A 24,335-nucleotide genomic window follows, 5' to 3' on the forward strand; every position below is an offset into this window, starting at 1 on the left:
TGACTCTCCGGGGCTGGCGCCGTAGCGGCTCCCTAATCTGTTCTACCCGCGTCTGACCTGCCAAACGACGGGTTCCTCGCGTTCATCGCCCGGACCGCTCGACTTCGCGAGCACGCCGGCTCTCAAACGGCGCGCGTTCGGCGCCGTGGGCTCTGTATCGTAGGGGTGCCAGGCGTACGGGGCGTCGTCCCTGCCGCTTGGCCGATCCGGCATTGGGTAATTGGCAGCCCGCAAGGTTTTGGTCCTTGTTGTCCAGGTTCGAGTCCTGGTGCCGGAGCTGTCTCTTGTGTCTGTTTTATTGGCTCGGCTAGTCGGCTGGGTGGGTTCCCGAACGGGAAGGTATCCTCACGTTGTCGAACAGGTGACGGTGCTATGCCCTGGGGGTGGATGTCCGTCATCGTGTTTCGTCATGTCTCAGCCGCGACGCCGAGGGAGCCTCGTCCGTGAGTGTGCCGCGCCCGGCCGCCGTCATCGTCCTTGCCGCAGGCGAGGGCACCCGGATGAAGTCGAGAACACCAAAGATCCTTCATGAGCTGTGCGGCCGTACCCTGGTCGACCATGTGCTCACCGCCGCAAGGGGTCTCGAACCCGAGCGGCTCATCGTCGTCATCGGCCACGAACGGGAGCGGGTCCAGGCGCATCTGGCCGGCACCAGCCCCGATACGCAGGCCGTCGTCCAGGCCGAGCAGAAGGGCACCGGTCACGCCGTCCGTACCGTCCTGGAAGCGGTGGGCACCATCGGTGGCACCGTTCTGGTGACCTACGGCGACACGCCGCTGCTGCGCACCGAGACCCTCGCGGCCCTGCTCGAACGGCACGGCGAGGACGGCAACGCCGTCACCGTGCTGACGGCAGAGGTTCCCGATCCGTATGGCTATGGCCGGATCATCCGCGACGCCTCGGGGGCGGTCCTGGAGATCGTCGAGGAGAAGGACGCCGACCCCGCGCAGCGGGCGATCAGGGAGATGAACTCCGGCGTCTACGCCTTCGACGGGCTCCTGCTGGCCGACGCGGTCAAGCGGGTGTCCACCTCCAACGCCCAGGGCGAGGAGTACCTCACGGACGTCCTCGCGATCCTGCGCCAGGACGGTCACCGGGTCGGCGCGCATGTCGCGGCCGACTACGTGGAGGTGGAGGGGGTCAACGACCGCGTACAGCTCGCCTTCGCCAGAAGGGTGCTCAACGCGCGCCTGCTGGAGGCGCACATGCGGGCCGGGGTGACCGTGGTCGACCCCGCCAGCACCTGGGTCGACGTGGACGTCACCCTCGAACCGGACGTGGTGATCCACCCCGGTACCCAGCTGTACGGCCGTACGGCGGTCGCCGAGGGCGCCGAGGTCGGTCCAGCCAGCACGCTGACCGACACCGTCGTCGGCGAGGGTGCGCTGGTACGCAACGCCGTCTGCACCGAGGCCGTGATCGGCCCCGAGGCCCTGGTCGGGCCGTACACCTATCTGCGTCCCGGCACCGTGCTGGCGCGCAAGGCCAAGGCCGGAACGTACGTCGAGATGAAGAACGCCCAGGTCGGAGAGGGTGCGAAGGTGCCGCACCTGAGCTACGTGGGCGATGCGACGATTGGCGCCGGCGCCAACATCGGCGCCTCGGCGATCTTCGTCAACTATGACGGGGTCAACAAGCATCACACGACGGTGGGCGAGCACGCCTTCGTCGGATGCGACACCATGCTCGTCGCGCCGGTCAACATCGGCGACGGCGCATATACGGCCGCGGGCTCGGTCATCGACGGCGATGTCCCGGCAGGGAGCATCGGGGTGGCCCGCGGACGGCAACGCAATATCGAAGGGTGGGTCGTGCGCAGGCGCACGGGCACCAGATCGGCTCGGGCGGCACTGAAGGCCGCCGAGTCGGGGAAACAGCAGGGGAGCCAGACGTGAGTGAGCGGAGCGAGCGGCCCGGTGGGCGCGGCGGCGTCGCGCGGGCATCGATGTGCTCTCCGGCGAGGGGGACGGCATGAGCAGCATCAAGAAGACCGGCGAGAAGAACCTGATGTTCTTCTCCGGGCGGGCGCATCCGGAGCTGGCGGACGAGGTGGCGAGCCACCTCGGGGTCGCGGCGGCACCGACCACGCTGCGCGACTTCGCCAACGGCGAGATCTACGCCCGCTACCAGGAGTCGGTCCGTGGCTGTGACGCGTTCGTCATGCAGAGCCACACCTGGCCGATCAATCAGTGGATCATGGAGCAGCTGATCATGGTGGACGCGCTCAAGCGCGCCTCCGCCAAGCGGATCACCGTGATCATGCCGTTCTACGGCTATGCCCGCCAGGACAAGAAGGGCCGGGGCCGCGAGCCCATCACCGCCCGTCTGATGGCCGACATGTTCAAGACGGCCGGCGCCGACCGGCTGATGTCGATCGACCTGCACACCTCCCAGATCCAGGGCTTCTTCGACGGCCCGGTGGACCACCTGTTCGCCATGCCCGTCCTGGTCAACTACCTCAAGGACAAGCTCGACCTGGGCACGACCACGATCGTCTCGCCCGACACCGGTCGGGTGCGGCTCTCGGAGCGCTGGGCCGACACGCTCGGCACCCCGCTGGCCTTCATCCACAAGCGCCGCGACCTCGACGTGGCCAACCAGGTGAAGGTGAGCGAGGTCGTCGGCCGGGTGAGGGGCCGGACCTGTGTGCTGATCGACGACATGATCGACACCGCGGGCACGATCTGCAAGGCGGCCGACGCGCTGTACGAGCAGGGTGCCACCAACGTGATCGTGGCGGCCACCCACGCGGTCTTCTCCGACCCCGCGGTCGACCGGCTGAAGAACTCCAGGATCTCCGAGGTCATCGTCACCAACACGGTGCCGCTCCCCGAGGAGAAGAGGTTCGACAAGCTCACGGTCCTGTCGATCGCCCCGTTGATCGCCCGCGCGATCAACGAGGTCTTCAGCGACGGCTCGGTAACCAGCCTCTTCGAAGGCGACAGCTAATCCCCAGGCTCCTTGCGGCCGAGCCGCGACGCGTTAGCGTCGGCAACAACACGGTAGACTTGTCAGGTTGCGTGCGTTCGTAACGCCTTCCGCTAGGGCGGGTGAGGGGGAACGCACCTTTCCGATTCTCGAGATCCCTAGGAGATCAGCCATGTCCGAAGTGGTAATCACCACCGAACTGCGTGACAAGTTCGGCAAGGGCGCCGCACGCAAGATCCGCCGCGAGGACAAGGTGCCCGTCGTCCTCTACGGGCACGGTTCCGAGCCGCAGCACCTGTCCCTGCCGGGTCACGAGCTGCTGCTCGCCCTGCGTACGCCGAACGTGCTGATCCGCCTCCAAGGCGCGGTCGACGAGCTCGCGCTGCCCAAGGGTGTCCAGCGCGACGCGATCAAGGGCTTCCTGGAGCACGTCGACCTCCTCCTCGTCAGGCGCGGCGAGAAGGTCACCGTCGACATCCCCGTCGTCGTGATCGGTGAGGTCGCCGACGGCATCCTCGACCAGCAGCTGGTCTCCGTCTCGGTCGAGACCGAGGCCACCCACATCCCCGAGGGCGTCGAGGTCGACGTCGAGGGCCTGGAGGTCGGCACCCAGATCACCGCCGCCGACCTGAAGCTCCCCAAGGGCACGACCCTCGCCGCCGACCCGGAGGCGCTGGTCCTGATCATCTCCGCGGCCCCGACCGCCGAGCCCGCGGCCGAGGCCGCCGTGGCCGCTCCGGCCGAGGGTGAGGGCGCTGAGAGCGCCGAGTAGTTTTCTCTGCTAGATCTGTCAGGGCGGCCCGGGACCGGGCCGCCCTGACGCGCGTATGAAGGGGATGCCGATCGTGGACCGCTGGTTGGTCGTGGGCCTGGGAAACCCCGGGCCGGAGTACGCAGGAAACCGGCACAACGCGGGGTTCATGGTTCTGGACGAGCTCGCCGCGCGAGCCGGCGGGCGGTTCAAGACGCACAGGTCGCGCGCAGAGGTGCTGGAGGGCCGCCTGGCGGGCGTCCCCGCGGTGCTGGCCAAGCCGTTGTCCTTCATGAACCTGTCCGGCGGGCCGGTCAAGGCCCTGGCCGACTTCTACAAGGTCGACCCGGCCCGCGTGATCGTGGTCCACGACGAGCTGGACATCCCGTACGGCGCGTTGAGGGCCAAGCTGGGGGGCGGCGACAACGGTCACAACGGGCTGAAGTCGATCACCAAGTCGCTGGCGACCAGGGACTACCTGCGGGTGCGGTTCGGCATCGGCCGCCCACCGGGCCGGATGGACGCCGCGGCCTATGTCCTGCGTGACTTCGCCACCGCCGAGCGCAAGGATCTCGGGTTCCTGTTCGACCGTGCCGCCGACGTGGTGGAGTCACTGATCAGGGTCGGCCTGGAGCCGACCCAGAACGCCTTCCACGCCGGTGACCTGAACATCTCAGGACCTCCTCGCTAGCGACGCTGGCGCGTCGCGGTTCGGCCGCTGGGATCCGGCTCCTTCCCTCGTCGATCGGGGCCGCTCGTTCCTCACGACCCCGCTCTCCTCAGTCCAGTCCCCGGCGCGGCCTCACGGGTCGTTGGCGACGCTGGCGCGTCGCGGTTCGGCCGCTGGGATCCGGCTCCTTCCCTCGTCGATCGGGGCCGCTCGTTCCTCACGACCCCGCTCTCCTCAGTCCAGTCCCCGGCGCGGCCTCACGGGTCGTTGGCGACGCTAACGCGTCGCGGTTCGGCCGCTGGGATCCGGCTCCTTCCCTCGTCGATCGGGGCCGCTCGTTCCTCACGACCCCGCTCTCCTCAGTCCAGTCCCCGGCGCGGCCTCACGGGTCGTTGGCGACGCTAACGCGTCGCGGTTCGGCCGCTGGGATCCGGCTCCTTCCCTCGTCGATCGGGGCCGCTCGTTCCTCACGACCCCGCTCTCCTCAGTCCAGTCCCCGGCGCGGCCTCACGGGTCGTTGGCGACGCTAACGCGTCGCGGTTCGGCCGCTGGGATCCGGCTCCTTCCCTCGTCGATCGGGGCCGCTCGTTCCTCACGACCCCGCTCTCCTCAGTCCAGTCCCCGGCGCGGCCTCACGGGTCGTTGGCGACGCTAACGCGTCGCGGTTCGGCCGCTGGGATCCGGCTCCTTCCCTCGTCGATCGGGGCCGCTCGTTCCTCACGACCCCGCTCTCCTCAGTCCAGTCCCCGGCGCGGCCTCACGGGAGTCCCTTAAAGGGGGAGCACAGGCGTGTCCTCATGGGGGGATGGTGGGAAGGCCATCAGGTTCTGCAGGAGTTCGGCCTGCTCGATGGCGTCGTCCAGGGCGTTGTGCGTGTGCGGCCGCAGGGAGAGCAAGTGCCTGGGCATCTGCCGCTTGGTCGCCCAGCCGATCGGCACTCCAGCCTTGGCCGCGTACAGCGTCTTCATATCGATGCAGCGCGAGTGCCCGAACGGTGAGGCGCCGGCGAATCGCATGAAATACCAATAAATCCACATCCAGTCGTAGGAGAGCGGGTAGGCCGCCAGCACCGGCGTGCTGTTCCCGCACGCGTCGCGGATCCAAGCGGCGGCCTCCCGCATCGCCTCGGCCGGGTCGCGGCCCTCGCGGATCAGCGTCTCCCGGTCAAGCCCGCTCACGGCGAGAGCCTCGGGCACATGATCGTCGCTGATCGGCCGCAGCTCCGCGTAGAACGTACAGGTCTGCGGATCGACCGGTTCAAAGACCTTTCCGGTCATCCGCCCGGCCACGGTCATACCAAAGCTGACCATCGAATACGGCCCCGGAATGGGGCCGTCGGCCTCGACATCCACAGAGATGTACGTTTCGGTCTTCAACCTTCGGGCCTCTCTTGTCGCCGCTACCATTACGTGACTGTCTGTCCGCGAACGGTTACGCAGGGGGAGTGTGTGCGCGACGTGACCGCGGTCCAGGACGCATCCGGAGTCGTGTCGGCCTCGCGCCGGCGCATGCCTGACTGGGTGCGGGGGCACCGCGCGATGGCCGTCGTCGCCGACACCGCCTGCGCCGCCCTGGCCGGAGCCCTCGCACTGCTCGTTCGATTCGGCGAGGTTACCGCCTACGTCTTCCCGTACGTCGTGTCGAGCGCCGCACTGCCCGCCGTCTGGGTCTGCGTGGTCGCGCTGAACCGCGCCTACGAGCCTCGGCTCATCGGCCTGGGCTCGGAGGAGTTCCAGCGGATCCTCCAGTGCGGCTTCATGCTCACCGCCGCCCTCGCTGTCGGCGCCTACCTCACCAAGACCGATGTGGCCCGCGGCTACGTGGTCCTGGCCCTCCCGCTGACGACGTTGCTCACCCTCCTGGCGCGGTATGGGCTGCGCCGCTCCCTGCACCGCAGGCGGGCCCGGGGCAGATGCATGCGGCGGGTGGTGGCGGTGGGTCACCGGGTGGCGATCACCGAGTTGGTCCGCCGGTTCCGCCGGGAGCGCTACCACGGCATGGAGGTCGTCGGGGCCTGCGCCCCGCACGACGGGATAGGCGACGTGGAGGGCGTTCCGGTCCTCGGTGACTTCTCCGACGTCGCGCTTGCGGTCGGGCAGGTCCACGCCGACACCGTGGCCGTGCTCGCCTGTCCGGAAATGGACGGGGTGGCGCTGCGGAGGCTGGCCTGGCGGCTGGAGAAGACCGACACGGACCTGGTCGTGGCCCCCGCTCTGATGGAGGTGGCCGGGCCGCGGATCACCATCCGCCCGGCGGCTGGGCTGCCGCTGCTGCATGTGGACCATCCTGAGATCTCCGGCCTGCGCCAGGTGGTCAAGAATCTGTTCGACCGCGTCGGCGCCGGGATGCTGCTGGCGGCGCTGCTCCCGCTGCTGGTGGGGGTGGCGGCGGCCGTGCGGGCCTCCGGGTCCGGGCCCGCGCTCTTCCGGCAGACGAGGGTGGGCCGCGACGGAGCCGAGTTCACGATCTACAAGTTCCGGACGATGCGCGCCGATGCCGAGCGTCGGAAGATCACCCTGTCCAGTGACGGACAGGGTCCGCTCTTCAAGATCAAGAATGATCCGAGGGTGACCCCGCTGGGCGCCTGGCTGCGCCGACACTCGCTGGACGAGCTGCCCCAGCTGATCAACGTGCTGCTGGGACACATGTCCCTGGTGGGCCCCCGGCCGCCACTGCCGGAGGAGGTGGCCGGGTACGGTGACGATGTCCGCCGCCGGCTGCTGGTCAAGCCGGGCATGACCGGCCTGTGGCAGGTGAGTGGTCGGTCTGACCTGTCTTGGGAGGAATCGGTACGGTTGGACCTGCGTTACGTGGAGAGCTGGTCCCTCATGCTGGACCTGCAGATCCTGTGGAAGACCTGGTCGGCTGTCGCGCGAGGAGCTGGAGCATACTGATGACCGTTCGCGACGATCACACACTCGCCGCGGAGTTGGCGACGACGGCCGGCGAGAAGCTGGCGGCCCTGCGCGCGGAGCGGGGCTTCGGCAACCCCTCCGAGCTGCGCAAGGAGGGCGACGTCGCCTCCCACCTGTTCCTGACGGAGGCCCTGGCACGGCTGCGCCCGGACGACAGCGTGCTGTCGGAGGAGGCGACCAGCGAGGAGCGTCTCGACCCGCGCCGGCTCCGTGCCGAGCGCGTCTGGATCGTCGACCCGCTGGACGGCACCCGCGAGTTCGCCGAGGAGGGTCGCGAGGACTGGGCGGTCCACGTGGCGCTCTGGGAGCGCGGCACGCTGACGGCCGGAGCCGTCGCGCTGCCGGCCCAGGGCCGTACGCTCTCCACCCTCGAACCTCCGGTGCGGTCCGCCCCCGAGGCGGGCGCCAGGCCGCGGATCGCGGTCAGCAGGACCCGGCCGCCGGAGTTCGTCCAGAATCTGGCCGGTCTTGTCGGCGCGGACCTGGTGCCGATCGGATCGGCGGGAGCCAAGATCTCCGCGGTGCTCACCGGAACGGTCGAGGCCTACGTGCACGCCGGAGGCCAGTACGAGTGGGACTCCGCCGCGCCCGTCGCGGTGGCCCTCGCCGCGGGGGCCCACGCCAGCCGCATCGACGGCTCGCCGCTGGTCTACAACCAGCCCGACCCCTCATTGCCGGATATCCTTGTATCCCTACCGGGACTGGCACCGACGTTGCTCGCTGGAATCCGGGATCTGCACCGCTAATCCCCGCTAGGAGAGTTTGATGCTTCAGCGCGACTACACCACGTCGCAGCTCGACGTCCTCGAGGCAGAGGCCATCCACATCATGCGTGAGGTCGCGGCCGAGTTCGAGCGTCCCTGTCTGCTCTTCTCCGGTGGTAAGGACTCCATCGTCATGCTCCGCATCGCGGAGAAGGCGTTCTGGCCCGCGCCGATTCCCTTCCCACTGATGCACGTCGACACCGGTCACAACTTCGCAGAGGTCATCGATTTCCGTGACCGCCGCGCCGTGGAGCTGGGCGCGCGCCTGGTCGTCGCCAGCGTCCAGGACTCCATCGACGCCGGGCGCGTCGTCGAGGAGACCGGCCGCAGGGCCTCGCGCAACCGGCTGCAGACCACGACGCTGCTGGACGCGATCGAGGAGAACGAGTACGACGCCGTGTTCGGCGGCGCCCGTCGCGACGAGGAGAAGGCACGCGCCAAGGAGCGGGTGTTCTCCTTCCGCGACGACTTCGGCCAGTGGGACCCCAAGAACCAGCGCCCCGAGCTGTGGAACCTCTACAACGCCAGGATCCGCAAGGGCGAGCACATCCGGGTGTTCCCGCTGTCCAACTGGACCGAGCTCGACATCTGGGACTACATCCGGCGCGAGGACATCGAGATTCCCTCGATCTACTACGCCCACACCCGCAAGGTGTTCGAGCGCGACGGCATGCTGCTGGCCGACAGCGAGTTCATCATCCGCGACGAGGACGAGCCGCTCCAGGAGATGACGGTCCGCTACCGCACGGTCGGCGACGTGACCTGCACCGGCGCGGTCCAGTCGGGTGCCGCGACGGTCGAGGCGATCATCGAGGAGATCGCGGTGACCCGGATCACCGAGCGTGGCGCCACCCGCGCCGACGACCGCGCCTCCGAGGCATCCATGGAGGACCGCAAGAGGGAGGGCTACTTCTAGTGCTCACCCGCCCTCCCTCCTCCCTACTTCCCGCGCGCTCCCGCGCCGCAAGCCGTACGACCTCTGGAGAGCACCTCTGATGGACATCCTTCGCTTTGCCACGGCGGGAAGCGTCGACGACGGAAAGTCGACGCTCATCGGGCGGCTGCTCTTCGACTCCAAGGCGATCTTCGAGGACCAGCTTGAGGCCGTCGAGCGCACCTCCCGTGACCGCGGCACCGAATACACCGACCTGTCTCTTCTCACCGACGGCCTGCGGGCCGAGCGGGAGCAGGGCATCACCATCGACGTGGCCTACCGCTACTTCGCCACTCCCAGGCGTAAGTTCATCATCGCCGACACCCCCGGGCACATCCAGTACACCCGCAACATGGTCACCGGTGCCTCCACCGCCGACCTGGCGATCGTCCTGATCGACGCGCGCAAGGGCGTGCTGGAGCAGTCGCGGCGGCACGCGTTCCTCACCACGCTGCTGCGGGTGCCGCACCTGGTCCTGGCCGTCAACAAGATGGACCTGGTCGACTACTCGCAGGAGCGCTTCGAGGAGATCCGCGAGGAGTTCACCGCGTTCGCCTCCAAGCTGAACGCGCCGGACCTGACGTTCATCCCGATCTCGGCGCTGCACGGTGACAACGTGGTGTCACGCTCGGAGAACACCCCCTGGTACAACGGCTCCTCGCTCCTCCACCACCTGGAGCACGTGCACATCGCCTCCGACCGCAACCTGGTCGACGTGCGCTTCCCCGTGCAGTACGTCATCCGCCCGCAACGGGCCACCGACCCGGCCTTCCACGACTACCGAGGCTACGCCGGCCAGGTCGCCGGAGGTGTGCTGAAGCCGGGGGACGAGGTCATGCACCTGCCCTCGGGCCTGGCCACGCGCATCGCGTCGATCGACACCTTCGACGGCCCGGTCGACGAGGCGTTCCCGCCGATGTCGGTGACCCTCCGGCTGGAGGACGACATCGACATCTCGCGCGGTGACATGATCTGCCGTCCGAACAACCAGCCGCACGTCTCCCAGGAGCTGGAGGCGATGGTCTGCTGGATGGCGGACGTGGCCAGGCTGGCCCCGCGCGCCAAACTGACCATCAAGCACACCACTCGTACGGCCCGTGCCCTGGTCAAGGAGCTGCACTACCGGCTGGACGTCAACACCCTGCACCGGGACGAGACCGCATCCTCGCTTGGACTCAACGAGATCGGACGCGTCTCGCTCCGCATCACCCAGCCCCTGTTCGTGGACGACTACGCCCGCAACCGCCTCACCGGCGGCTTCATCCTCGTGGACGAGGCCACCAACAACACGGTCGGCGCCGGGATGATCGTCGACGCCAAGTAGTCCCACCCCGCCGCCCGCGCCCGGCCGCCGTAACCTCTTCTCCTCCGCACGACGGGGAGAGGGCAGGCTCACCGGCCGCGGGCGGTTCGCCGTTCCCTGAGCCGTCCACGGGACCGTCTCCAGGACCGTCTCCGGCGTCGTCTCCGGGATCGTTCACGGCGCCGTTCCCTGAGCTGTCCACGGGACCGTTCACGGGATCGCCTCCGGCGCCGTTCCCCGAGCCGTCCAGGGGCCGTCTCCGGGGCAGGGGCTTCGGGAGCACTCCGTTCAGGAGGCGGGCGGCGCCAAACCCGCTGGGTAGATCCTTTATCCGTTCTCTGACCTCTCCGTTACGCTCCGCGCTAGCCTCGGCACGTTCCGTATCCATCGGGTAAGGATTCGTGCCTGTGTCTGATAGTCCGTCACCTGCTCGGGTGGTTTTCCTGGGCGGCCTCGGCCGCAGCGGGACCACACTGCTGGAGCGCCTGCTCGGGGAGGTCCCCGGCATCGTGCCGCTCGGTGAGGTCGTCCACCTCTGGGCCAGGAGCGTGCTCGCGGACGAGGCCTGCGGATGCGGCGAGCCCTTCGGGGCCTGCCCCTTCTGGGACAAGGTCGGGATGCGCGCGTTCGGAGGCTGGTCGGCGGACCTGGCCCACCGGGTGATCGCGCTCAGGTCTCGTGTCGACCGCACCCGGCGCATCCCGACCCTGGCCAGGCTGCTGGCCGAGGAGCGGGCGGGCAACGGCAGGCGGCCGACGCCCGGCACCGCCGAGCTGGACGAGTACGTCGCCGTCCACCGCGATCTGTACGCCGCGGCGGGGGAGGTCGCCGACTGCCCGGTCGTGATCGACTCCAGCAAGCACGCCTCGCTGGCCTTCTGCCTCGCGGCGGCCGGGGTCGACGTCCACGTCGTGCACGTGGTCCGCGACCCCCGTGCGGTCGCGCACTCCTGGCGCAGGCGGGTCGAGCGTCCAGAGGACGGGCGGCCGATGACCCACTGGTCGCCCTCCCGGACCTCGCTGCACTGGCTGAGCGAGAACCTCAGCCTCGGACTCCTCGCCCGCAGGGGCGTCCCGGTCACCCTGGTCCGCTATGAGGACCTGCTCGGCGCCCCCGCCGACACGCTCAGGCGCCTGGTCGCCAGGATCGGTCTCTCCTGCCGCCTCGACTTCCTCTCGGGCAGCTGGGCGGAGCTCTCGACCGCGCACACGGCCTCGGGCAACCCCATGCGCTTCGCGACCGGCCGCACCGAGCTGACCAGGGACGACAGCTGGCGCGCCGCCGCGGGGTCCCGGCAGCTGCGCCTGGTCACCGCGCTGACCTGGCCGCTCATGATCAAGTACCGCTATCACAGGAGACTCGTGTGAACACATCGGTGGGTGTCGTCATCCCCACCCGGGGACACCGGCCCGACCAGCTGCGCGCGGCCACGCTCGCGGTGCTCGGCCAGGACCACTCCGGCCCCGTCGAGGTGGTCGTCGTCGTGGACGGCGGAGATCCGGCCTGGGTCGCCGACCAGGTGGCCGACCTCCTGGCCAGCCGGGCGCTGGCACCCGGTCGGCACGGGGCACCCTCCCGCGGGGTGCGGGTGATGGCCAACCGGCTCACCCCGGGCCTGCCCGGTGCCCGCAACACCGGCATCGCGGCCCTTGGCACCGATCTTGTCGCCTTCTGTGACGACGACGACCAGTGGCTGCCCGGCAAGGTCGCCGCCCAGGTCGCCGCGCTGGAGGCGGAGCCGGACGCCCGCTTCTCCAGCTGCGCCATCGAGGTCGAGTACGGTTCGCGTCGCATCCCCCGCCTGGCGGGGACCAGCCGCGTCACCTACCGTCACCTGGTGCGCTCGCGCATGGTGATGGTGCACTCCTCGACGTTCGTGTTCCGGCGCGGCGGGCTATGGGTGGACGAGAGCGCCCCCAAGGGCCAGAACGAGGACTGGGACCTGGCGCTGCGCGCCGCGGCCCAGCACCCCATCGTGCATGTCGACCGGCCCCTGGTCCGGGTGCGCTGGGGTGGCTCCTCGTACGTGGCCCGCTGGGCCGACCGGATCGCCGGGCTGCAGTGGATGCTCGCCCGGCACCCTGATCTGGCCGTGGATCCGCGCGGCGCGGCGCGGGTCTACGGTCAGCTTGCCTTCCACCACGCGGCCCTCGGCCAGCGGCGGGAGGCGGGCCGCTGGGCCTGGCGGGCGTTCACCGCCCGCCACGGCGAGCCCCGGGCACCCATCGCGCTCGCGGTGGCGGCCGGTCTGGTCCCCGCGCGGACCCTGCTCAGCGTCCTGCACCACCGAGGGCACGGCATCTGATGGCGCCCATCGCCGAGCGTCCGCGCGTGACAGTCCGCTACGGCCCGCAGGTCGCCCCGCCTCTGGCGGGTCAGGCCGTCGAACGCCTGCCGGTGCTCGCGCGCCACCGCTCGCAGGTCGCTCCGCCCACGCTGGGGCCGGCCGTCGAGCGCCCGTCAATGATCGCTCGCCACGATCTGGCCGTCGTTCCGCCGGAGGTGGGGCGGGCCGTCGATCGTGCGCGCGTGACCGCTCGCTACGACCCGCGGTCCGCCTCGTCCGTGACGGGGAAGGCCGCGGTCGCGGCCGCTCGTTATGCGGTGATGCCGATCCCGCCCAGCACCGACCACCGGTCCGCGACCACCGGGTACGATCCGGTGCCCGGCCTGCCCGGCCTGCCCGGCCTGCCCGGCCTGCCCGGCCTGCCCGGCCTGCCCGGCCTGCCCGGCCTGCCCGGCCTGCCCGGCCTGCCCGCCGTCGCCGGGCGGGCCGGGACGCCGGCCGCCAGGCGGGGGGCGGCGCAGGTCGCTCCCCGCCGGCGGCCCCGGCCGGACAAGGCCACCCGCAGACGCCTGCGCAGGCGCGTGCACGTGGCGGGCGTCGCGATCGACCCGATGACCGAGGGCGAGGTGGTCGACCACGTGGTCGCCGCGCTGAAACGCGGTGAAGGCGGCCACCTCGTCACCCCGAACGTCGACATCAGCCGGATCGTCGCTCGCGATGAGCGGGTCCGCGGGCTCGTCGAGGGCGCCGACCTCGTGCTGGCGGACGGCATGCCGCTGGTGTGGGCGGCGAGACTGCTCGGTACCCCACTCCCCGGCCGGGTCGCCGGCGCCGACCTGATCTGGTCCCTGTCGGAGGCCGCCGCCTTCTACCACCACCCCGTATACCTGCTGGGTGGTCCCGAGGGCGCGGCCGTGCAGGCGGCCCGCGAGCTGGTGGGCCGCCACCCGAAACTGATGATCGCCGGAGTCGACGCCCCGCCGTACGGGTTCGAGGACGACCCCGAGAGCTACGCCCGGGTGCGCGACGCCGTGATCGCCGCAGGACCCCGGTTGGTCTTCGTCGGGCTGGGCTTCCCCAAGCAGGAGCGGCTCATCGCCTCGCTCCGCCGGGACCTGCCGGGCACCTGGTTCATCGGCTGCGGCGCGGCGATCGCCTTCGCCGCGGGCACCGTCCGGCGGGCTCCGGCGTGGATGCGCAGAGGTGGCCTGGAGTGGCTCTTCCGGCTGACGCGGGAGCCGGGCAGGCTCGCCCGCCGTTATCTGGTCGACGACCTGCCGTACGCCCTCAGGCTCCTCGCGCTCTCTCTCCTTCGGGGCCTCTTCTCCTGAAAGACCGCCGACCGTCAGGAGGCCAGTTCCCTGACCCGGAGGGCCTCCTGTGGGCTCAGCCTGGTGTCGGCCTCGGCGAGGGCGCGGCGCGAGTCCATCGGCCGGTAGGCCGTGCGGGACAGGCCGCTCCAGGCGAAGCCGCCGCTGCTCGCGCCGGACGTGGCGGTGCTCGCACTGGACGTGGCGGTGCACGCGCGGCGGACGCGCTCCTCGGCGCGAGCCGACCACGTCAGGTCCGCCCACCCGTACAGGCGGCGAAAACCCGTCAGAGGGTCGCGGGCCAGGTCCTCGTAGCGGGCCAGGGTGATCTCGGGGTGCCGCTCGGCCAGGCGGGCGGCGGTGATCCCCGCCGCCCGCCACAGGGCCACGGCCTTGGCGATGCGGTCCTGGGAGCCGACCAGCGGGCGCAGTGCCTCCAGGTGGGGCTGGTCGCGCACCAGCAGCGGCTGTTCGAGTAGTTCGTGGAAGTAGACGGTCCAGCCGAGCCGCTGCCAGCTACCGACGAAAGCCACCGGGTCGCGAAGCAGGATGACAACCCGGCAGCCGAGCCGGTCGGCGAACCACCCGGCGGAGAACAGTGCGAACGGGTCGTCGAGCAGCGCGCGGCGACCGCCCAGCCGCCCCAGGGTGAACGCGGTGCCGTACCGGACCATCCGCGCCAGGTCGTACGGCGAGCGGTTGCGGCGTAGCTCGGCCCGGAACCCGTAGCGCAGCGCGACGGTGCGGGTGAAGGCGGGCAGCCAGGCACGCTCGTTGTCCGGGCAGATGTATTGGAAGCGGTGGCCGACCACGGAGTCGAGGACACCCGGGGAGCCGCCCGGCGGGTGCTCGGGGTTGAGCGGTTCGTTGACATAGACCAGCTCCCCGCTCGCCGCGAGCATCCTGCCCGTCCAGCTGGTCCCGGTCCTGGGCAGCCCGGTGACCAGCACGGGGGGCGGGGGGCTCATCAGGCTGCTCGCCACGGGCTCAGGGCGGCCAGGCTGTGCGCGCCGAAGGGCCGCAGGTCGTACCGGCGGTGGATGTGCCAGAGCGGCAGCAGGTTCTTGACCACCGTGCCCCCCGCCCAGCCGAGGGCGGCGCCGAGCGAGCCCAGGGAGGGGATCAGCAGCAGGTCCAGTACCGCGGTCGTCGCGATGGCGGCGGTCAGGTTGGCCAGGCTGGAGCCGGTGTGCCCGGCGGCGGTCAGCACCACGTCGGCCATCCCGCACGCGGTGGCGAGCGTCATCGTCGCGGCCAGCACGATCGCCACCGGTGCGCCGGAGGCGTAGCCGTCCCCGAAGACGGCTCCGAGCAGCCACGGAGCGAGCGCCGCGTACCCGAGCCAGACCGGCCAGGTCAGCAGGACCAGCCAGACGGTGGCCGACTGGTACAGCTTCCGGGCACGTGGCAGGTCGCCTTCGGCCAGGGCCCGCACCAGCCTCGGTTGGGTGGCCTGCGACAGGCCCTGGCCGGCCAGCTGACCCACGATCTTGAAACGGGTGGCGGCGGTGTACACGGCGGCCTCGGCCGGCCCGGCCAGCAACGCCACGATCACAATGTCCAGCCGCTGGAACACCGCCTGGATCCCGGCCGCCAGCGATCGGGGCCAGGTGTGGCGCCACAGGTCGTGCGCGGTGCCCGGCAGGTAGGGCGTCCGCGGCAGCCGCCGGCGCAACCAGACCGAGGCCAGCAACAGCACCGGCAGGTACGGCAGTGCCCAGGCCGCGACGAGCAGCGACACGGAATCGCGGCCCGCGAGCACCACCGCCGCGACCAGGGCGAGCTGGGCCACCGGCTGGAGCACGCCGTCCAGTAGCACGGTCGGCCGCATCGAGCCGAACCCTCGGGTCGCGCTCACCACGACGCCTGAGCAGGTCACCACGGGCAGAGCCACCGCCAGCACCCGCAGCTCGGGGTCGGAGGTGCTGAGGACGACCGCGCAGGCGGCCGCCAGCGAGAGTGACGCGACCGGGACGAGCGCCGCGCGGACGTAGCCGGAGGTGCAGCGGTATTCGAACGGCCGGGACCTGGCGATGAAGTAGACGAGCCCGTTCCCCGCGTCCAGCCGCAGGACCGTGGCGACCGCCAGGCACAGGGCGGTCGCCGGGAAGAAGACACCCGCCGTCTCCTGACCCACCCCCCTGGTGACCAGCACGACGGTCAGGAACTGGGCGGCGGCCCCGGCGCACGCTCCCAGCAGCCCCGCCACCCCGCTTCGCGTGACCCCGGTCAGACCCGCCAGACGGGTGAGGGTCAGCGGCGCCACGACGGCTCCCCGCCCAGCCATGAGGTCAGCAGGGTGTCCTGCTCCTTGAAGCGGTCCGACAGCTCGCGGCGGAGCCTGCGAGGCATCGGGGCGGGTCTGCTCCGGGAGTTGTGCTGTTCGAACACCGGATCGCCGAGGTGCGGCAGCCCGAGGAACGCCAGCACGCGGTCGTAGACGAGCTCCGGTTCGGCGAAGAACCGGCCGCTGTCGAGGACGAGCAGACGCTCCCTGCCGACCAGCGGCTCCAGCCGGGCGAGCTGCTCGGCGTAGCGGCCCCTGGCCAGGTAGGCGTGGTGGCGGTGGGCCGGGTTCGTCGAGTGCGGCGAGTCGCGCAGGGCTTGCGCCGCTCCGGCCAGCCGCTCCTCCTCCAGCTCCACGGCCCTGGCGAAGGACGGCTCCGTCTCGAAGCCCCTGGCCAGTTCGTGGGCGTGTGCGGAGAAGGCCCGCTCGACGGGGTCGCGGACCAGCACGATCAGCCTGGCGCCCGGCAGGTCGCGGGCGATACGGGGGCCGGCCAGGGGATGGAACAGGTAGTAGGGCGACGACTCGAAGGCCTGGGGCCGGCAACCGTACCTGCGGGTCAGCGCGGAGGCCGACACCTGTAGCGGAAAGTGCGCCCGGTACCAGGACAGGCCCCGGTCGTACGCCGTGTCGAAGTAGTGCACGCCCTTGCGCAGTACGGGTTTAAGGGCGAGCGGGTGCTGGGACAGGGCGCGGTACAGGGAGGTGGTGCCGCAGCGCTGCGCTCCGACGATGAGGAAGGAGGGCAGCACCCGGCTCCCCGAGGTGAGGCGCCCCAAGGTCCACGCGGCCGCGTGGACCGAACGCTTCAGCGCTGGTTTCACGGCGGGGTCTCCCGGGGGTCGGCGGCGGGGTTGGTCCGGGTGGTCCACGCGGCCGCGTGGACCGAACGCTTCAGCGCTGGTTTCAAAGCAGGGTCTCCTGGGAGTCGACGACGGGGTTGAGCCAGAGCTCGGGCGGTCCGAGGGGTGTGTGGCCGTCGGCCGCGTGCCGGTCGGCGAGCGTGATCAGGTAGCGGAGGGCGGTCAGCCGGGATTCGGAAGCCGACAGTCCGAACGGGGCCAGGACCCGCAGGGCCCGCGCCACGCAGGCTCTGGCGGCGGTGGCCGGATCGTCGCGGCGCAGGGTCCGCTGGAAGAAGTGGTGGACCGCGTCGAAGCCGAGCGGTACCCCGGTGCCGAACCGCTCCCAGTCCCAGACCAGCAGCCGCCCGTCGGGGCCCCGCGAGACGTTCCAGGGCGTCAGGTCCCCGTGCCAGGCGAACCCCCGTCCGGAGAGCGGCTCTGGCCGTACGGGTTTCCCGGCGGCCTGAGCGGAGGCTTCGAAGGCACGCGCTGCCGGGTGCGGGGTCACCCGGGTGGGGTTCCCGTGGATCGGGTTTCCGGGGGGCGCGCGGTCCGGGGCCGGGTCCGAGGGGATGTGGGCGATCTCGGCGATCGCGTCGGTGAGGACGACGCCGGGGATCCGCCCCCGTCGTACGGGGAGCGGGGTCAGCGCCAGCACGGACAGACCGCGCCAGGATCCGTGGTGCAGCACGGCGGGCGGGACGACCGTCTTCAGCGGCACGTCGGCGAGCAGGTCGAGCGTCCGCGCCTCGTGCGCGACGAGCTCCCGGGTCAGGTCGGTGTCGCCGACCTTCACGAAGGCGATCGGCCCGTCGGGGCCGCGTGCCTCCAGGATCGGCTTGCGGTTGGCGCGCAGGGCGGGGCGCACGCGCAGCGTGACGCGGACGGGAGCACCGAACACCTCGCTCAGATGGTTCTCGATGCCGTTTCGGCCGGACGGCACGATGAGCCTCCCGCCGGGGTGCCACCACGCGCGGGGGACCAGCCTGCGGGGGAGCAGCCGGTGGGGGAGCAGGGTGTAGGGCCTCGGTGCGCCGGGACCGGGGAACAGCAGGTCGATGGTCTCGTCGAGATAGCGCAGACGGGCGCGCGCGTCGTTCATGCGGCGGTGCTCGCCATCGAGTTCCTCCAGAGCAGCGCGAAGGAGATCAGATACAGGCTGAGCGGCGTGAACAGCCCGTCGTAGACGAACATGTAGAGCAGGGTGAGGATCATCACGAGGACCCCCGCCATGCCGATCGGGCTCCGGTCGCGCCAGTGGCGGCGGACGGCCCCGGCGAAGAACGCCACGTAGAGCGCGGCCCCGGTGAAGCCCTGCGTGATCATCAGGTACCAGAGCTGGCCGTCGCTCCCCAGCGGCGGGTGGCCGCAGGTGGGACACCAGCCGCTCCTGCCGGTGGTGATCGTCCGGTGGTTGCCCATGGCGTTTCTGGTGTTGCCGTAGCCGATGAGCGGTGAGGTGCCCGCGGCGGCGATGGTCGCCGACACGGTGAAGGCACGGATGTCGTTGCTGTGCGGGCGGTCCAGCCGCTGGGTCACCATCGCCTGCAGCGGGCTGAGGGCGAACACCAGCGTCCCCGCGGCCAGAGCCGAGCAGGCCGCGACGCGGGCCCGGGTGCCCAGGCGCACCAGGAGGTACGCGGCGGCGACGCCGAGCCCGATCCACAGGCCGCGGTTGAGCGAGTAGACGACGGGGATCGCGGCCAGAGCGGCCAGCGGGACCATGGCCAGGCGCCTGCGCGGGCCTCCGTACACCCACCAGCCGACCACGAACCAGACGAGCAGCACCGAGATGTTGCCGCCCCAGGCGTTGGCCCACTCGAAAGGCGCCTCCGGGCGGGGGGAGGCGTGACCGAGGACCTTCTGCATCTGGGCGGCGGTGGGATGGATCAGGTTGTGGACGAAGGGGTTGTCGCTGATCCAGCCGGGGAGGATCAGCTCGACCGGTGAGGTGAACTCGGCGCGTGGGGCGAGCACGCCCAGCAGGCCGCCCGCGACGGTCGTGACGAACAGCGCGCCGAGCATGCGCACCAGGGTGAGCTGGGGCAGCTCCTCCTCCGTCAGGTTGCCGAGGTAGAGCACCATGATCATCATTGAGAGGTAGAGGCAGAGTCGCATCAGGTAGCCGACGAGCCGCCCGGCGCCGAACTCGCCGTAGGTGTCCGGTGGCATCTCGCCGAGCATCAGCGCGCTGATCAGGTAGCCCGCCAGGAGCAGCAGCCAGAGCCCGAACCCGCGCGGCGCCCTGATCGGCCGCCTCCGCCAGAGGACCAGGGCCATCGCCGGGGCCACCGCGACCACCGACAGGCCGCCGAAACCGAGCGCCCACCAGAGCGGGTATCCCACCAGGAGCGCGGCGATCGGCCAGGCGGCCGGACGCAGCCCCCTCACAGCCGGCGTCCCCTCCGCCCGGCCGCGGCCTGCCGCCCGGGCGGAACGTTCCCATACGTCCCGGGCGCGACCATGGCGTCCGGGGCGCCGTGCGTTTCCGGTGTGGGCCGGTCACCGCCGGCCAGGCCCGCGAGGGGCCGTTCGGCTCTCCTGGAGCGCGCCGCGCCGGGCTGTGCCGCGGAGGAGATGTGCGGGGCCCGCGCGGCGCCGGCCGGGGGATCGGGCGAGAGGTCGTCGCCGCCGGTGACGAAGGCGCCGACCACGCGGACTCCACGGTCGTTCAGGGTCCGTACCGCACCTCTCACGTCGCGCGAGGAGGTGCCGGGCACGGCGACCACGAGCACCGCGCCCGCCAGGTGGCGCATCTCCTCGTCGCCGAGGGCGTCGAGGCCGGTCAGGCGCCTGACGTCGGCGGTGGTCCGCAGAGCGGTGTCGAGGCGGTCACGGAGCCAGGCGAGCCCGACCCCGCAGAGCAGTCCTGCCATGAGGCCGCTGCCCAGGTAGAGGGGCGGGCGGGGAGCGCTGGGGGTGGTGGGGGCCACCGCCTGGCTGATCACCGACCCGGGAGTGACGGCGACGGTCCTGAGGGCGTCGTACCTGGCGGTGAGGCTGTGGGCCTGGCGGCCGAGGACATCCCTCCGCTGGAGGGCGAGGGCCCGCTCCGTGGTGCCGCTGCTCAGGCCGGGAAGCGTGGTGGCGACCTTGGCGAGGCCCGCGTTGACCTGCCTGAGCTTGACCATCACGGCCTTGAGCTGGGCCGTGAGCATCTGGGTGGACGACTCGCGGCGCTGGGCCAGGTAGGCGAGGGCGTAGGCGCTCGCGCCCGAGGCGGCCGCCCTTGGGTCGGTGGCGGTGCAGGAGATCTCCAGGACCGAGGTGTTGGGCGGCACGGAGACCTCGGCGGGACAGCCAAGCTCGCCGGGCATTTCGCGGGCCTTCGCCGAGACCACCGCGGACCGGGCGATCTGGGCCTCGGTGTCGAGGTTGAGCGGTTCGCGCTGGCGGTTGGTGACCTGGTTGGTCTGCTCCTGCGAGCCGGTGGCGGTCACCAGGACCTGAGCGGAGGCGGTGTAGGAGGGCGGGGTGAGCCGTAGCAGGGCGGCGCCGCCACCGGCTCCGGTGAGGAGCAGGGAGCAGATGATCAGCCACCGGCGGCGGAGGAGCGACGCGTAGTCCGCCAGGTCTCCGCCTTCGCGGCGGGCGGGGACGTCCGGTGACGGGCTCATGTTTCGCGTGTGCCTCTCCGGCGAACAGGCGCTGGGAACTCTAGGAACTATAGGTCGGCTTTCCATTTCCCCGAACCGATACACAAGATTTTCTTCGCGCCGATCCTGCTAATCACGGTGAGATAACGGTTATTTATCCGACATTTCCTGTCGACCGCACCGGGGGTCCGGCATGGACCGGTAAAGTCGGGGACGAGGCACGTCCAGGCGGTGGGAAGGTGTTTCCCGGTGATGGTCGACGAATGCGTACGCGCGACAGCTGTGAGGAACCGGTGCATCGGACAAATGCCACTATGGACATAATTCCGCGTATGGTGAGAATCGCCGGTTCGGGTGTCGTCCTGCTGCTGGGACTGGGCGCTCTCGGACTGGGCATCGCTGGACTGAGCGGGCGTGGCCAGACCTCGAAAACCTCCGACGTCGCGAGCGCCCAGCAGGCGCCGGGCACGCCGGGCACCCAGCCGGGAGCGGGGAGTCCCGGCGCGTCGCGAACACCCCGGACGCCCGCGCGCGCGGCGGGCCCGACCGGCGAGCGTCCACGGGCCTCCTGCGAGGTCACCGGCAAACTCGTCCCCTCCTGCGGTGCCTGGTGGGGTGTCGCACCGGAGATCTTCACCGGGAGGCGTCCCGAGCGGGCGCTGGCCGGAGCCGAGAGGCGGATGGGCCGCCCGGCCGACATCATGCACGTCTACCACCGGGGAGACGAGCTCTTCCCGACCCCCGCGGAGCGCGCCATCGCCCGCGACCCCGACGGCCGCAGGCTCCTGCTGATCAACTGGAAGCCCTCCCTCGACCACACCTGGGAGCAGATCGCGCACGGCGCGCTGGACGAGCGGATCGACCGGCTGGCCGCCCACATCGTGCGGACCTTCCCGGAGAGGTTCTTCCTCACGATCCACCACGAGCCGGAGAACGACGTGCGGGAGGCCCGCGGCGCGGGAATGTCCGCGGCCGACTACGCGGCGATGTTCCGGCACGTGGTGCGACGCCTGCGGCACGGGGGCGTGACCAACGCCGTCACCGTGATGACCTACATGGGTGCGCCCAACTGGGCGTCAGAGCCCTGGTTCGAGAGGCTCTACCCCGGTGACGACGTGGTCGACTGGGTGGGGATGGACCCCTACGCCGACCACAGGGTCCACAGCTTCGACGGCCTGGTCAACAAGACCAGGCCCGACTTCCCCCGCTGGCCGGGGTTCTACCGCTGGATGAGCGAGCGCTTCCCGGGAAAACCCGTCATGGTCGCCGAGTGGGGCGTCTTCGAACGCCACGACCGGCCCGGGTTCAAGGAATGGTTCTTCGCCTCGGTACGCGAGGAGATCCGCGACTACCCGCAGATCAAGGCCCTGGTCTACTTCGACTCGCCACGCGCCCCCCGGGGGGACACCCGCTTCGACACCACACCCGGCGGGCGGCGGACCTTCGCCGAACTCGCCCGCGACCCGCACCTCAGCACCACCGTCCCCACAGGCTGACCCCGCAGTCTCCGCCGGGCCGGCTCCGCACCTCCCGGGCCGGCCCCGCAGTCCCCGCAGGCTGACCTCTCCGTCCCCCGCTCGTCCCCTCCCGGGCCGGCCCCGCCTTCCCCGCGGGCGCCACCCGGCCGTGCCGCGACGCCCTCGCGGGGCCGGGATCCGTCAGCGGATCCAGCCGCCCTGGATCAGCGGGTCGAGCACCTGGTGCACCGCCCGGTCCACGCTGATGTCCGTGGTGTCGATCTCCATGTCGGCGTCGTCCGGCTCCTCGTACGGGTCGGAGATGCCGGTGAACTCGGGAATGAGCCCCGCGCGGGCCTTGGCGTAGAGCCCCTTGCGGTCGCGGCGCTCGCACTCCGCCAGCGGGGTGGAGACGTGGACCAGCAGGAAGTCGGCGCCGACGGCCTCGACCATCGCGCGTACCTCCTCGCGGGTGGCGGCGTAGGGCGCTATGGGCGCGCAGATCGCCAGGCCGCCGTGCCTGGCGACCTCGGCGGCGACGAAGCCGATGCGGCGGATGTTGAGGTCGCGGTCCTTCTTGGAGAAGGTCAGCCCCGCCGACAGCAGGTGGCGCACCACGTCGCCGTCGAGATAGGTCACCGTGCGGCTGCCACGCTCAAGCAGCGCGTCGCGCAGCCCCCGGGCGACGGTCGACTTGCCGGAGCCCGACAGGCCGGTGAAGAAGATCACCAGCCCCCGCCGGTGCGGGGGGCCGGGGAGCGTCACGGGGTTCGGGCCGGCCAGGTGCTCGGTCGCGCCATAGGCCTCGGCCACCCGCTCGCGCAGCTCCAGGTCGATGGCGGGCTCCCTGGGCGCCAGCGGCACCACCGCCACGAGCGTGCCCTCGGGCAGTCCGTCACGGGCCCTGAGCGCGGCGCGGACCACCGCGGGCCCACCCTCGCCGTACGCCAGCGGGAGAAGCAGGATCGACGCCTTCAGCTCCTGCGCGGTCGCCACGATCTCGCCGAGGTCGCCCAGCGGCCCGCGCATGGTGACGGCCAGAACCGCCTCCCGCTCGCCCACCTCCTCGCGGACCCGCGCCGGGGGGCGGCGGAGCCGGGCGAACGGCCCGTGCTCGGGGGAGTCCAGGGCCTCGACTCCTCCGGCGGTGAAGCCGTCCTCGCGCCCGGTGACGGTCAGCACGGCCAGTGCCGCACCCTCGGGGTCGCGCAGGGTGATCCGGTCGCCGGGGGCGGCGGGGTGGTCGCCGGGCAGCGTGAGGGTGACCGGCGCGGGCCATGGCGTGCCGTCGACGAGCGTGCCGGACTCGTCCACGGAGTGCGCGTCAGCCGAGCTCATGAAGCCCGTCAGCGGGCTGAAGGCGCCGGAGAGCAGCAGTTCGAGGTCGGCCAGCTCACGGGCGTCGGGGGTCCACTCGAAAGGCGCCGTCATCTGCTCCCGCTCCACAATCCCGATCGTCGGACTTTCCGGTCCCGGCTGCTCAGGATGGGCGCTCCGGCCGGTGAACCCCGACCCCACCGCCCCGGCGAATCTCAGATCAGCCGGGCGAAATGGCTCTGGGGCTTGCGGATCACCATGGTTATCTCGTCGTGAGACGCGGGCCGGCGTCCTCTGGAGAGGACCTCCACCACCGAGCAGGCGGCGCGGGCAAGCTTACCGAGAGGTCCGTTGAGCGCGGGCCCGCTGTTGGCGGAGATGTCCTCCGTCACCATCAGCCCGCGCACCAGGCAGAAGGAGTGCATCCCCTCGCGCGAGGCGATCTGCTCGTAGACGGCGGGCAGCGGGCCCACCGTCCCCGAGGGGGCGAACCTGCGCCACAGCATCCGCCGCAGTCTCGACGGCGCCAGCCGGTCGCAGGCCCCGTACGCCGAGGCTCGGTCACGCATCCTGACCAGCAGCAGCCCGCCGGGGCGCAGACCGGTGAGCAGCCGGTCGAGCACCAGTTCCGAGTGCTCGATCCGCTCAAGCAGGAACGGCACGTAGACGACGTCGAACGCCCGCGGCGGCACCGGTACGGAGCGCAGGTCGCCCAGCGCCCACGAGTCCAGATCCTTGCGGGCGGACGTGCTCTTGCGCAACGCGGGCAGGTCCTCGTCGATCCCGATGACCCTGGCCTCCGTCTGCGCCAGATCGAGCGGCTCCGGCCATCCGCACCCGGCGATCAGGACATCGAGCCGCCGACCGAGCTGGCTGGTCCACTGCTCCCTGACCCGCTGACTCAACAGGTCGTCTCGATCGACGACCGACCTCACCTCTGACATATAACCGAGAGTAGTCAACCCAGCACG

21 protein-coding genes and 1 tRNA gene are annotated in these 24,335 nt (G+C 71.1%); 13 read left to right on the top strand and 9 right to left on the bottom strand.

All coding sequences use genetic code 11. The annotated features are described in order from the left end of the window. Positions 1-205: 205 nt before the first annotated feature. From OIE13_RS35070 to pth, 5 genes are all read left to right on the top strand, one after another. A tRNA-Gln gene (locus OIE13_RS35070) sits at positions 206-277 on the top strand. A gap of 166 nt (positions 278-443) precedes the next feature. After that, complete coding sequence (glmU, locus tag OIE13_RS35075) at positions 444-1,895, top strand: bifunctional UDP-N-acetylglucosamine diphosphorylase/glucosamine-1-phosphate N-acetyltransferase GlmU (protein ID WP_326644888.1); 1,452 nt, start codon at positions 444-446, stop codon at positions 1,893-1,895. Between the two features lie 76 nt (positions 1,896-1,971). Further along, complete coding sequence (locus OIE13_RS35080) at positions 1,972-2,949, top strand: ribose-phosphate diphosphokinase (protein WP_326644887.1); 978 nt, start codon at positions 1,972-1,974, stop codon at positions 2,947-2,949. Positions 2,950-3,100: 151 nt separating this feature from the next. Continuing rightward, positions 3,101-3,700 carry a 50S ribosomal protein L25/general stress protein Ctc gene (locus OIE13_RS35085; RefSeq protein ID WP_326644885.1) on the top strand — a complete coding sequence of 200 codons (600 nt, stop codon included), beginning with the start codon at positions 3,101-3,103 and terminating at the stop codon, positions 3,698-3,700. A gap of 64 nt (positions 3,701-3,764) precedes the next feature. Continuing rightward, positions 3,765-4,370: an aminoacyl-tRNA hydrolase gene (gene pth / locus OIE13_RS35090; protein ID WP_326644883.1), complete on the top strand. Its 606-nt coding sequence runs from the start codon at positions 3,765-3,767 to the stop codon at positions 4,368-4,370. Between the two features lie 749 nt (positions 4,371-5,119). Here pth and OIE13_RS35095 read toward each other — a convergent pair. Beyond that, positions 5,120-5,725, bottom strand: a complete 606-nt coding sequence (locus tag OIE13_RS35095; protein WP_326829322.1) for a 3'-5' exonuclease — start codon at positions 5,723-5,725, stop codon at positions 5,120-5,122. A 132-nt stretch (positions 5,726-5,857) separates the two neighbouring features. On the opposite strand from OIE13_RS35095, the gene OIE13_RS35100 reads away from it, so the two are divergent. From OIE13_RS35100 to OIE13_RS35130, 7 genes are all read left to right on the top strand, one after another. After that, a complete protein-coding gene (locus OIE13_RS35100) occupies positions 5,858-7,243 on the top strand; it encodes a sugar transferase (RefSeq protein WP_326646903.1) in 1,386 nt (461 codons plus the stop codon). Continuing rightward, positions 7,243-8,010, top strand: a complete 768-nt coding sequence (locus OIE13_RS35105) for a 3'(2'),5'-bisphosphate nucleotidase CysQ (RefSeq protein WP_326644880.1) — start codon at positions 7,243-7,245, stop codon at positions 8,008-8,010. The genes OIE13_RS35100 and OIE13_RS35105 overlap by 1 nt, the downstream gene beginning before the upstream one ends. A gap of 19 nt (positions 8,011-8,029) precedes the next feature. Continuing rightward, positions 8,030-8,944 carry a sulfate adenylyltransferase subunit CysD gene (cysD, locus tag OIE13_RS35110; RefSeq protein WP_326644878.1) on the top strand — a complete coding sequence of 305 codons (915 nt, stop codon included), beginning with the start codon at positions 8,030-8,032 and terminating at the stop codon, positions 8,942-8,944. 79 nt (positions 8,945-9,023) lie between these two features. Then, positions 9,024-10,286 carry a sulfate adenylyltransferase subunit CysN gene (gene cysN, locus OIE13_RS35115; protein WP_326644877.1) on the top strand — a complete coding sequence of 421 codons (1,263 nt, stop codon included), beginning with the start codon at positions 9,024-9,026 and terminating at the stop codon, positions 10,284-10,286. A 386-nt stretch (positions 10,287-10,672) separates the two neighbouring features. Beyond that, entirely contained in the window at positions 10,673-11,632 is a 960-nt protein-coding gene (locus OIE13_RS35120) for a sulfotransferase (protein ID WP_326829323.1), read from the top strand. After that, on the top strand, positions 11,629-12,570 hold the full coding sequence (locus OIE13_RS35125) for a glycosyltransferase family 2 protein (protein WP_326644873.1): 942 nt from the start codon (positions 11,629-11,631) through the stop codon (positions 12,568-12,570). Before OIE13_RS35120 ends, OIE13_RS35125 begins: the two co-directional genes overlap by 4 nt. Positions 12,571-12,596: 26 nt before the next feature. Continuing rightward, complete coding sequence (locus OIE13_RS35130) at positions 12,597-13,883, top strand: WecB/TagA/CpsF family glycosyltransferase (RefSeq protein ID WP_326644871.1); 1,287 nt, start codon at positions 12,597-12,599, stop codon at positions 13,881-13,883. 14 nt (positions 13,884-13,897) lie between these two features. Here OIE13_RS35130 and OIE13_RS35135 read toward each other — a convergent pair whose 3' ends face one another. The 6 genes from OIE13_RS35135 to OIE13_RS35160 form a co-directional block, all read right to left on the bottom strand. Further along, positions 13,898-14,830, bottom strand: coding sequence for a sulfotransferase (locus OIE13_RS35135; RefSeq protein WP_326644870.1), 933 nt, complete (start codon positions 14,828-14,830; stop codon positions 13,898-13,900). Beyond that, entirely contained in the window at positions 14,830-16,128 is a 1,299-nt protein-coding gene (locus OIE13_RS35140; RefSeq protein ID WP_326829324.1) for a lipopolysaccharide biosynthesis protein, read from the bottom strand. The genes OIE13_RS35135 and OIE13_RS35140 overlap by 1 nt, the downstream gene beginning before the upstream one ends. Further along, a complete protein-coding gene (locus OIE13_RS35145) occupies positions 16,116-16,973 on the bottom strand; it encodes a sulfotransferase family protein (RefSeq protein ID WP_326644867.1) in 858 nt (285 codons plus the stop codon). Before OIE13_RS35145 ends, OIE13_RS35140 begins: the two co-directional genes overlap by 13 nt. 82 nt (positions 16,974-17,055) lie before the next feature. Next, positions 17,056-18,096 carry a hypothetical protein gene (locus OIE13_RS35150; protein ID WP_326644865.1) on the bottom strand — a complete coding sequence of 347 codons (1,041 nt, stop codon included), beginning with the start codon at positions 18,094-18,096 and terminating at the stop codon, positions 17,056-17,058. After that, complete coding sequence (locus OIE13_RS35155) at positions 18,093-19,385, bottom strand: O-antigen ligase family protein (protein WP_326644863.1); 1,293 nt, start codon at positions 19,383-19,385, stop codon at positions 18,093-18,095. Before OIE13_RS35155 ends, OIE13_RS35150 begins: the two co-directional genes overlap by 4 nt. Further along, positions 19,382-20,611, bottom strand: a complete 1,230-nt coding sequence (locus OIE13_RS35160) for a YveK family protein (RefSeq protein WP_326644861.1) — start codon at positions 20,609-20,611, stop codon at positions 19,382-19,384. The genes OIE13_RS35155 and OIE13_RS35160 overlap by 4 nt, the downstream gene beginning before the upstream one ends. A gap of 311 nt (positions 20,612-20,922) precedes the next feature. Between OIE13_RS35160 and OIE13_RS35165 the strand changes: the two genes are divergently transcribed. Next, the gene (locus OIE13_RS35165; protein WP_326644859.1) at positions 20,923-22,086 is read left to right on the top strand and encodes a glycoside hydrolase family 26 protein; all 1,164 of its coding nucleotides are present in this window, start codon (positions 20,923-20,925) and stop codon (positions 22,084-22,086) included. 162 nt (positions 22,087-22,248) lie between these two features. Here the strand turns inward: OIE13_RS35165 and cysC are convergent, their stop codons facing one another. After that, positions 22,249-23,478 carry an adenylyl-sulfate kinase gene (gene cysC, locus OIE13_RS35170; RefSeq protein ID WP_326644858.1) on the bottom strand — a complete coding sequence of 410 codons (1,230 nt, stop codon included), beginning with the start codon at positions 23,476-23,478 and terminating at the stop codon, positions 22,249-22,251. Positions 23,479-23,579: 101 nt separating this feature from the next. Beyond that, positions 23,580-24,308, bottom strand: a complete 729-nt coding sequence (locus tag OIE13_RS35175) for a class I SAM-dependent methyltransferase (RefSeq protein ID WP_326644857.1) — start codon at positions 24,306-24,308, stop codon at positions 23,580-23,582. Positions 24,309-24,335 lie beyond the last annotated feature (27 nt).

The organism is Streptosporangium sp. NBC_01810 (assembly GCF_035917355.1).
In the GTDB taxonomy this organism is placed as follows: domain Bacteria; phylum Actinomycetota; class Actinomycetes; order Streptosporangiales; family Streptosporangiaceae; genus Streptosporangium.